The following is a 9367-nucleotide window of genomic DNA, read 5'->3' on the forward strand; positions in this document are numbered from 1 at the left end:
GTTTGGATCGATCGAGGCTGGCAAGGATAAGAGAATCCCGAGCACGCGCATAAAAAAACATTCATGAGTATGCTCTAATGGTTACGACGGATGAATCTGAAATTATTTCAAAGAGAATGAAACAAAGTTGTCTGACAACGCTGACTAGCAGAGAAATGCACGCTGAGGACAAATGACGCATCCTAGCGCTTGCATGGTAGGGGCGGCACGCTAAGGTCTCGCCCGATGAAAAATCAGCCGCTGAAAATCGCCGACCGCACGTTTTCCTCCCGACTCATGGCAGGCACTGGAAAGTTTGCCTCCGGTGAATTGATGAGTGAAACCTTGGCGTCAAGTGGAACGGAAATTGTCACCGTGGCTCTGCGCCGCGCGGATCTCACTGGCAGTGATGACCCCCAGGCGGATATTCTGAAGTTTATCGATCCGGAAAAATACCTGCTGCTGCCCAATACCAGTGGCGCTATGGATGCGGATGAGGCGGTGCGTTTGGCTCGCCTGGCGGTCACCGCAGGCCTGCCGAAGTGGGTGAAGCTGGAGATCCATCCCGACCCAACGTATTTGCTCCCCGATCCGATTGAGACCCTCAAGGCGGCCGAGATTCTGGTGAAGGAAGGGTTCACCGTGCTGCCTTATATCAATGCCGACCCGGTCTTGGCGAAACGATTGCAAGAGGTGGGAACCGCCGCAGTGATGCCGCTCGGAGCTCCCATCGGATCGAACAAAGGTGTGGTCACCCGCGATCAAATCCGCATCATTGTCGATCAAGCGACCGTCCCTGTGGTGGTGGATGCCGGACTCGGTGCGCCGAGCCACGCGGCGGAAGCGATGGAGCTGGGCGCCGATGCCGTGCTGGTGAATACAGCCATGGCGATTGCCTCGGATCCTGTCCGTATGGGCGAGGCCTTCAAACTTTCAGTGGAAGCGGGTCGTGCCGCCTATGAAATGGGGCTGCCTGAGATCATCGATCATGCCTCCGCGACCAGTCCGCTCACCGGCTTTCTCGATTGAAAACAGCTTCATTGTTCCAAATAGGGATTGGTCTCCGGCGCTGAGCTAGCCTTGCTGGATGTGCGATCCGGATTGGCTGGGCTGCCGTCCGTCTTGCGTTCCTCCGAATCCTCCTCGATCGCGCCGGACTGCATGGTCTCGAACCAATGCACGAGGAAGAAACGTTTCTCTTCCAAGTTCAGAAAATCTTCAGAGGGGCCGATGATTGGGCGCAGGGTGGTGGGCATCTGCAGGGTCACCACCGTGAAAATCACCGCCCAGAGGTGAAGATAACCACCTTTGCCTCCCCCCATGCTGCTACTGGCACGGCCAATGATCCGCAGACCCACGACCAGGCTGATTAGCCAGATGGTGAGACTGAGAAAGCCGAAGAACACCAGCGAGTTGCTCGATGTGGAAAAGAGCCAGACGACGGGAGCGAAGCCAACCAATAACAAGGAGGTGATGGCGAGAAAAGTGAGCATCAACCCGATGATCTGACGCACCGTGGTTTCCATGCCGCCGAGTGCCCCGAAGATATACAGGCTGGGCAGACAGATCAGTCCGCTGAAAAGCACGCCGCCTATCACCTTGACCGGAGCGGCCCAGAGCTGCGCCCCGGCACTGAACATGCCGAGCACCAATCCGAAAATAGCGAGGCTGACCAAGGTGATGACGAGCAGGGCGGGCAGCGGGCTGCGCTCGCCATGGTTGATCTCGTGAATCACGCTGAGCGGTTTCTTGAGAAGATAGTTTAAGATCTGGGAGAATCCATGTTGCCCCATCGCTTGGTAATCGGGATCTGGTGCGGGTGGCGGGAGCTGCAGGCCTTGGGCGGGAGGTGTGGGTGTGGTTTCGTTCATGATGCTTGTAGTTTAGAATTCGAGGAGACGTAAGAAGGCTCGCCAGAGGGTTTCGTAGAAGCTGCCCTCCATCGGATCATCTCTGAGAAACTGGACGGCGAGTCCGGGCGACCCGAAAAAGGGGCGCATGATCCAGGATATCTGGGCTCCGACAAATAGGTTCCCCGCCAGCCAGGCGAAAAACGTGCGTGTGCCCAGCTTCGGAGAACTGGCAAAGTCCCGCAGCTGGCCCAACAATGAGCGGTGGGCGATGATTCCCGCGTAGGCAATGACCAGGGTGTGGATCAGCAGCAGGGCACTGTGCCATTGTTTCGCCCCCGGATGTTCCGGCAGCGGGGCTTGCAGTGCCATGAAGCAGGTGACGGGGCTTAGCGATCCGAGAATGACGGCCATCAGGGCAAAGCCGGCGAGCAGGAACTGCACACTCTGGCGGAAGGAAATACCACTGCCTAACACCAACGCCAACATGCCATTGAGCACGCCGTTCACCAAGAGAGTGGCAAAAATCACGAGTGGAAATTTGACCGCCACATAACAGCCCATGCGCCCCCCTTGCCAGAGCCCCAGAGTGAAGCCATACAATCCGCAGCCGAGGACGACCGCCGGGATGCAGAATGCCAGTGAGCTCAGTGGTTTTTCCATTAACCATTCTTGCAGCAGCGCGCGCCGTCCCTGGCAGAGGGCTTGGATGGAGTGGGAAAGGGGAGGGTGCACGGTGACTGCGAGTGGGTGATCAGGCTGGTTTGGTGGGCCAGTGGTTCCTAAGCTGCCCCAGCTTTGCGAAGGGATGATGAAGACAGGATGATGTTTTCATGAAATCGCAGCGCCGTGGTGGGAGACATGCCCATGTTTCCACAAAAAAGCCGCCCTCTCGCAGTGGAGAGGACGGCTGATGGTGGTTGTTGTGATGATTAGACCGATGTCTGGCTCAGGCGGGCTTCGGCATGATACCAGTCGCCCAGTTCATCACCGTAGATACCTTCCTGTTCGCGTGCCTTGTAATTCAGGTAGGCGGTGTAGCGAATGTCTTCGAGACTTGGAGCGGTGGCCGCTGTGGGCTCGGCCACTGTTTCAGTGGGCACTTCCGTTTGGATGCTTTTGGGCGCTGCTTTTTTGGCGGCCTTTTTCACGGTCTTTTTAGAGGCCTTCTTCGCTGTTTTCTTGGCCGTCTTCTTGATTGATTTTTTTGCAGCCTTTTTAGCGGTCTTTTTAGCTGTTTTTTTAGAGGCCTTCTTGACGGCCTTCTTCGCGACTTTCTTGGTGGCCTTTTTGGCGACCTTTTTAGTCACTTTCTTAGCCACTTTTTTCGTGGCTGTCTTCTTCGTTGTCTTTTTAGCGGTTTTCTTCGCTGTCGCTTTTTTGGCGACCTTTTTGGTAGTTTTAGACGGTTGTTTCGGCATGGCGACAAATGGATCGGGTTTTAGCGTGTTGCACTCGCTTTCCAACGAGCAACACCTGTGCCACTTGCCTCCAAATGCCAGATGTGTCAACCGTGATGAAGTGATTGTTTCTCATGCTTTTAAGTCTTTAGCATGAGCATGGAATTTTAGCCTTAATGAAACTGCTGGAACTGGTATCCCTATCGTCCCAACCAGTCTCGAGAGATTCCAATAAACAAATCGCCCCACTGCGTCCGCTGACCTTTGCACAGGCCGTGACCATGATGATTCACGGAGCTCGTGCATATTATGAAACAGCATCTTTTTTCCCTCGGCGTTTTTCTTTTGGGTGGTCTCTCGACCATGGCCGATCCTGCCGTCACGGACTCTGTCGCGCGCAGCGACCAAGCGGTCATCGATGCCGCCATTGCCAAAGTCTACCCCTCACTCGCGCGCATCCATGTGATCATGGAAAGTGCGAAAGATGGTCGTATGCAAAAGACCGGAGGCACCGGCTCAGGCACCATCATTCACAAAGACGGCTACATTCTGACCAACCATCACGTCGCAGGCAACGGCACGCGGGTGTGGGTCAGGCTATCGAATAAGGCCAAAGTCGATGCCACCGTGGTCGGCACCGATCCGCAGACCGATCTGTGCGTGATCAAGATGAACATGGATCAGGTGCCTGAGAGCATGAAACCTCTGCCGGTGGCGAAATTTGGCGATTTTGAGACTCTATCTGTCGGTGACACCGTGATGTCCATGGGCTCGCCGGCGGGCGTGTCTCAGTCGGTCACCCTGGGGGTGGTGGCTAATTTGGAAATGATTGCCCCCGGGAACTCCCGAGGATTGCAACAGGATGGTGAGACGGTGGGCGAGCTGGTGCGCTGGATCGGCCACGATGCAGTCATCTACTTTGGCAACAGCGGTGGTCCCTTGGTTAATCTGCGCGGGGAAATCATCGGGGTGAATGAAATCGGTCTCGGCTCGCTGGGCGGGGCAATTCCCGCAGATATCGCCAAGCAGGTGGCGCATGATTTGATCGAACACGGCAAGGTCCGCCGATCATGGACCGGGTTGATGATGCAGCCCCGTCTGGAATCTCAACAGCATGAAACCGGGGTGCTGACCGGTGCGGTGGTGAAACATTCTCCGGCCGATCGCGCTGGCCTCCAGGCCGGCGATGTGATCATTCGCTTCGATGGCTTCGAGGTCGATGCCTCGGCACCCGAGCACCTGCCGCTTTTCAACCGCATCGAGCTCGGCACGCCGGTCGGTAAGGAGGTGGAAATCCGATATCTTCGCGATGGCAAGGAGCACAGCACTAAATTGACCACCGTGGAGCGATCCAGCGCACGGGGCAAGGATGTGGCTCTCGATGCCTGGGGCATCACCGCGCGCGATCTCACCCAGCGCAGTGCCCTGGCATTGAAGCGGGAAAATACCGACGGCGTCCGTGTTTCCAGCATCAGCAAGGCAGGCCCATCCGCTTCGGCGAAACCCTCCCTGGCACCGGGAGATCTCATTCTCATGGTCAATCAACAAGCGGTCAAAACGCTGGCCGATTTGCAAAAAATCACCGCCGATCGCTTGAGCCAAAGAAGCAGCGAGCAGGCCGCGGTGGATACCATTGTGGAATTTGAACGCAAGGGACAGCTGTTAGCTACGATCGTGGAGCTGGGCAAGGGACCGAACACTTCAAACTCCACCGCCGCCCAGCACGCCTGGATCGGGTTGGAGACGCAGGTGATTACCAAAGAGCTTGCCAGCTTGTTAGGTATCGCAGGGAAGAAGGGGGTGCGCATTACCCAGATTATTCCCGGGTCCAAAGCCGCGGAGGCTGGGTTTGAAAAAGGAGATCTGATTCTCAAGGCCGACGGTCAGGTGATCCGCGCCAGCCGTGAGAGCGACAGCGATGTCTTCGAGAGCTTGATTCGCGAGTATCCGGTGGACGAGACGATTGTCTTCGATGTCGTTCGCGCCGGTCAGACGAAGAAAATCAAATGTCCGCTGGAACCGGCCCCCAAGCCGGCGAGAGAGTATCGCAAGCTGATCAACAAGACCCTCGAGTGCACCCTGCGCGCTCCGGCCAAGGACAATGCGGATGAGGCCGAGATCGATCGTGGAGTATACGTTGACAGTGTTGAGCGTGCCGGCTGGGCCGCTCTCGCAGGGCTGGCTGGCGGCGATGTGATTTTAAACATCGGCGGGAAAAAGGTCACCTCCCTTGAGATGCTGGAAAAGGAACTGGCTGACATCGAGGCGAAGCAAAATGACTACATCGTGCTGTTGGTCAAACGAGGAAAGCTGACACGTTTCGTCGAAATCCACCCCATCTGGAAAAAGTAACATCTACCATCATTCAACCGAACAACGATTATGAAACTACACCCACTCATCGCCGCAGCAGGCTTGGTTCTTGCTGCAATCGCCCCCGCCTCAGCGGACTTCAAGGCCGAGGCCCGTCAGGTATTTACCGATAAGGCCCCTTCCGTCATCGGTGTCCGTGGCTTGCTGAAAATCGAGGCCAGCATGAACGGCAAGCCGGCAGGGAGTCAGGATAAGCAATTGCACACTAATGGTGTGGTTATCGCCGATGATCTGATCGCCGTGGCCTATCGCACCCTGAAACCCGATGTCTCTGCCAGCCTCGGAAAACGTCCGGGGCTTACCGTCGAAACCGAACTCTCCGAGCTGAAATTGATCACCCCGGACGGCGAGGAATACGATGCCAAGCTGGTGCTCCACGATGAGGACCTCGGTGTCGCCTTCGTGGCGGTCGATCCGAAAGGGGAGAATGCCGATGGCTTCAGCATCGAACCTCTCGATGTGAGTAAAGACGTTACCGTCCAGCAGTTGGATGACCTGATTGCCATTGGCCGTCTGCCCGAGAAGTTGCGTTCCGTCGCTCGGGTGAACATTGCCACCGTAGCCGCCATCGTCGAGCGCCCCCGCATGATCTACATCTGCCAAGGTATCTCGATGAGTAACCCTGTCTTCAACGCCTCGGGCGATTTCATCGGCCTTTCCGTGGCGATCAAGAACACCGGCGCTGCTCCTGTGATTATGCCCGCCAAATACATCCGCAAGGTGATGGATCAGGCGAAAACCAAGCAGGCTGAATTGGCGAAGTAGTTTCGCTTTTCATCCCACTATCAAAACAAAAGAGGCAGCCATGATCGGCTGCCTCTTTTTCGTTAAATGGTTGTGTGAAGATCGGTCGCTTAGACCATGCCGAGCTTCATACGGCCTTCTTCGGAGATCATGTCTTGGTTCCATGCGGGGTCCCAAACGAGGTCGACATTGGCTTCGTCGATGCCTTCAACTGTCATCACACGTGCCTGCGCATCGGCTGCGATCACCGGGCCCATGCCACAGCCGGGGGCGGTCAGGGTCATTTTGATATCGACCGTGTTTTTACCGTCTTGCTCGGAGATGGAGCAGTCGTAGACCAGGCCGAGGTTGACGATGTCGACCGGGATTTCCGGATCGTAAACCTGCTTCAGCTGGTGCCAGACCTGATCTTCTTGGCTGGCATCGGAGGGAAGGGCGTCTCCGGTGCTGCTGCTGGCTTTTTCATTGGGATCAATCCCCAAGGCGTCGGCGTCGTCGGAGGAAATGCGCGCCAGTCCGGACTGGGTGGCCACCGTGTAGGAGCCGCCGAGGGTCTGGGTGATAATCACAGCCGTTCCTGCCGGCAGCGTGAACGGGTCACCGCTGGGAATCTGGACGGCGTTGATTTCGCGATTGGTAATGATCTCAGTCTGCATGCCGGATTGATCCCACGCGCCCGCCTGTTTGTCAACTCATGCGAAGCTCGGATGGCTCCCTGTGGTGTCAGTATTTTTTGATTTCCCGATTCCCATCCCATCAGCCCCCGTGTATGCATGTGTGATAGTTATTAAATATATGAGTAAGAATATACCTTCTGGCCCGAGTCCCGATCAGGACTCTCGATATTGGAAAAAAAACATCACCGTTCTCAGCTGCATTCTGGTGATCTGGTTCATCGTCAGTTTTGGCTGCGGGATCCTGTTTCGCGATTGGCTGGATGTCCATTTCCCCAAAGTGGGTAATGCTCCATTCGGTTTTTGGATGGCTCAGCAGGGATCGATCATCTGTTTCGTGCTGCTCCTGATTGCCTATAGTTTTCTGATGAACCGCTTGGACGAGCGCAGCGGTTACCAGTCACCGGAACATCACTAATTTTTCCCCATGACCCAAGATACCTGGAATTTTATATTCATCGGCATTTCCTTCGCGCTCTACATCGGCATCGCATTTAAGTCGCGTGCCGGATCCACCAAGGAATATTACACAGCAGGCGGGGGAGTCTCTCCCTTGGCAAATGGTATGGCCACCGCCGCGGACTGGATGTCGGCGGCCACCTTCATTTCCATGGCGGGGGTGGTAGCGTCCTCCGGTTACGATGGCTCGCGCTTTTTGATGGGCTGGACCGGCGGCTTTGTGCTGCTGACCGTGCTCATGGTGCCGTTTCTCCGTAAATTCGGGAAATCCACCGTGCCTGACTTCATTGGCGACCGTTTTTACTCCAAGACCGCTCGATTTGTGGCCGTGCTCTGCGCGATTTTCATCTGCATGACCTATATTATGGGGCAAATGCGCGGCGTGGGGGTGGTTTTCTCCCAGCTCTTTGGTATTGGCATCCCTCTGGGGGTGATCATCGGGGCGTCGATTGTGTTTCTCTACGCGGGTTTGGGCGGAATGAAGGGGATCACCTACACCCAGGTGGCTCAATACAGCGTGATGGCCTTTGCCTACACCATTCCCGCGGTGTTTATTGCGATTCTTCTGACCAATAATTTTATCCCGCAGCTTGGACTGATCGGAAACTACACCCAGGGCGATGCCACACCGGTGCCCTTCTTGGAAAAGTTGAATAACATCAATACCTCCATCGGCTTTTCCAAATACACCGATGGATCGCTGTCCAAAATCGATATGTTTTGCATCACCGCCGCCCTGATGTGTGGCACCGCCGGACTGCCCCACGTGATTGTGCGTTTCTTTACCGTGAAGGATGTCAAGGCGGTGCGCAAATCCGCGTGCTGGACGCTGGCATTTATCGCGGTGATCTATCTGACCGCTCCCACCATTGGTGCGTTCTCGCGGGTGAACTTGATCGAGAAACTGAACAACACCGCCTACAGCGAAGCTCCCGCGTGGTTGGCGGAATATGAAACGACCGGTCAAATGGCTTGGGTCGATAAAAACAACGATGGCATCATCAATATCCATGGCCCGGCAACCTCCTCTGCCGGCAAACCCAATAATAACGTCTTTGTCAGCGACAACGGCAAACCGAAATACCCGCCCGCCGATGCCGATGAATCATTACAGAAGGGGCAACATGGTGAACGCCTCCTCGCGCTGAAGCCCGATATGACTAATCCCAACGAGCTCTATTTCGGCACCGATATCATGGTGATGGCCAATCCTTCCATGGCGGGATTGCCCAAATGGGTGATCGCTCTGTTGATGGCCGGCTGCATTGCTGCCGCCTTATCCACCGCCGCAGGTCTGCTGCTGGTGCTCTCCACCTCGATCTCACACGATCTGATGAAGAACATCATTAAGCCGGACCTCAGCGATCGGGAGGAGGTGAACTACGCCCGCATCGCTTCCTTCGTCGCACTCGGCGTGGCTACCTACTTTGGTATCAACCCGCCGTCGGCATTCATCGCGAAAACCGTGGCCTTTGCCTTCGGTCTCGCCGCCTCATCGTTCTTCCCCACCTTGCTCATGGGGATCTTCAATAAACGCATGAACAAGGAAGGCGCTGTTTCCGGCATGGTCTGCGGGATTTTGTTTACCATCAGCTACATCATCTATTTCCAATTCCTGGGTGGCACCAAGGACCAATGGTTCTTGGGCATCTCGCCTGAGGGGATCGGCTTTGTCGGTATGTTGGTGAACTTCGCAATCGCACTGGTTGTTAGGTTCTTCACACCGGCTCCTCCGGAGCACATTCAACACATGGTTGACCGCATCCGGAGACCCGTTTCTGCACCTGGAGACGAAAACGACACGCCGCCGGTGGTGCATTGAGTGTTTTCGGTGAAAAAACTCACAGGCCACAACCGCTCAAAATCAGTGGGTTGTGGCCTTGTTGTC

Annotated in this window: 9 protein-coding genes; 5 read left to right on the forward strand and 4 right to left on the reverse strand. The window is 55.7% G+C overall.

Annotated elements, in window-relative coordinates; translation table 11 throughout:
- Positions 1–225: 225 nt before the first annotated feature.
- Positions 226–1008 (forward strand): thiazole synthase, encoded by a 783-nt coding sequence (locus JO972_RS14545; protein WP_309490801.1) that lies wholly within the window; start codon positions 226–228, stop codon positions 1006–1008.
- An 8-nt stretch (positions 1009–1016) separates the two neighbouring features.
- Here JO972_RS14545 and JO972_RS14550 read toward each other — a convergent pair whose 3' ends face one another.
- The 3 genes from JO972_RS14550 to JO972_RS14560 form a co-directional block, all read right to left on the reverse strand.
- On the reverse strand, positions 1017–1850 hold the full coding sequence (locus tag JO972_RS14550; protein WP_309490802.1) for a hypothetical protein: 834 nt from the start codon (positions 1848–1850) through the stop codon (positions 1017–1019).
- A gap of 12 nt (positions 1851–1862) precedes the next feature.
- Positions 1863–2564 carry a hypothetical protein gene (locus JO972_RS14555; RefSeq protein WP_309490803.1) on the reverse strand — a complete coding sequence of 234 codons (702 nt, stop codon included), beginning with the start codon at positions 2562–2564 and terminating at the stop codon, positions 1863–1865.
- Positions 2565–2761: 197 nt separating this feature from the next.
- Positions 2762–3250, reverse strand: a complete 489-nt coding sequence (locus tag JO972_RS14560) for a hypothetical protein (protein WP_309490804.1) — start codon at positions 3248–3250, stop codon at positions 2762–2764.
- A gap of 288 nt (positions 3251–3538) precedes the next feature.
- Between JO972_RS14560 and JO972_RS14565 the strand changes: the two genes are divergently transcribed.
- Positions 3539–5581 (forward strand): PDZ domain-containing protein, encoded by a 2043-nt coding sequence (locus tag JO972_RS14565; RefSeq protein ID WP_309490805.1) that lies wholly within the window; start codon positions 3539–3541, stop codon positions 5579–5581.
- Positions 5582–5611: 30 nt separating this feature from the next.
- Positions 5612–6367 (forward strand): S1 family peptidase, encoded by a 756-nt coding sequence (locus JO972_RS14570; protein ID WP_309490806.1) that lies wholly within the window; start codon positions 5612–5614, stop codon positions 6365–6367.
- Between the two features lie 89 nt (positions 6368–6456).
- Here the strand turns inward: JO972_RS14570 and sufT are convergent, their stop codons facing one another.
- Positions 6457–7002: a putative Fe-S cluster assembly protein SufT gene (gene sufT, locus JO972_RS14575; RefSeq protein ID WP_309490807.1), complete on the reverse strand. Its 546-nt coding sequence runs from the start codon at positions 7000–7002 to the stop codon at positions 6457–6459.
- A gap of 139 nt (positions 7003–7141) precedes the next feature.
- On the opposite strand from sufT, the gene JO972_RS14580 reads away from it, so the two are divergent.
- Both JO972_RS14580 and JO972_RS14585 read left to right on the forward strand, forming a co-directional pair.
- Complete coding sequence (locus JO972_RS14580; RefSeq protein ID WP_309490808.1) at positions 7142–7438, forward strand: DUF4212 domain-containing protein; 297 nt, start codon at positions 7142–7144, stop codon at positions 7436–7438.
- 9 nt (positions 7439–7447) lie between these two features.
- The gene (locus JO972_RS14585; RefSeq protein ID WP_309490809.1) at positions 7448–9301 is read left to right on the forward strand and encodes a sodium:solute symporter family protein; all 1854 of its coding nucleotides are present in this window, start codon (positions 7448–7450) and stop codon (positions 9299–9301) included.
- The last annotated feature ends 66 nt before the right edge of the window (positions 9302–9367 follow it).

The organism is Oceaniferula flava, from assembly GCF_016811075.1.
Lineage (GTDB): Bacteria > Verrucomicrobiota > Verrucomicrobiia > Verrucomicrobiales > Akkermansiaceae > Oceaniferula > Oceaniferula flava.

Bases quoted from the DNA above. Each gene is read 5' to 3' on its own strand.
- JO972_RS14545 (WP_309490801.1), top strand. From the start codon at position 226: ATGAAAAATCAGCCGCTGAAAATCGCCGACCGCACGTTTTCCTCCCGA.
- sufT (WP_309490807.1), bottom strand. From the start codon at position 7,002: ATGCAGACTGAGATCATTACCAATCGCGAAATCAACGCCGTCCAGATT.
- JO972_RS14565 (WP_309490805.1), top strand. From the start codon at position 3,539: ATGAAACAGCATCTTTTTTCCCTCGGCGTTTTTCTTTTGGGTGGTCTC.
- JO972_RS14585 (WP_309490809.1), top strand. From the start codon at position 7,448: ATGACCCAAGATACCTGGAATTTTATATTCATCGGCATTTCCTTCGCG.
- JO972_RS14580 (WP_309490808.1), top strand. From the start codon at position 7,142: ATGAGTAAGAATATACCTTCTGGCCCGAGTCCCGATCAGGACTCTCGA.
- JO972_RS14550 (WP_309490802.1), bottom strand. From the start codon at position 1,850: ATGAACGAAACCACACCCACACCTCCCGCCCAAGGCCTGCAGCTCCCG.
- JO972_RS14560 (WP_309490804.1), bottom strand. From the start codon at position 3,250: ATGCCGAAACAACCGTCTAAAACTACCAAAAAGGTCGCCAAAAAAGCG.
- JO972_RS14570 (WP_309490806.1), top strand. From the start codon at position 5,612: ATGAAACTACACCCACTCATCGCCGCAGCAGGCTTGGTTCTTGCTGCA.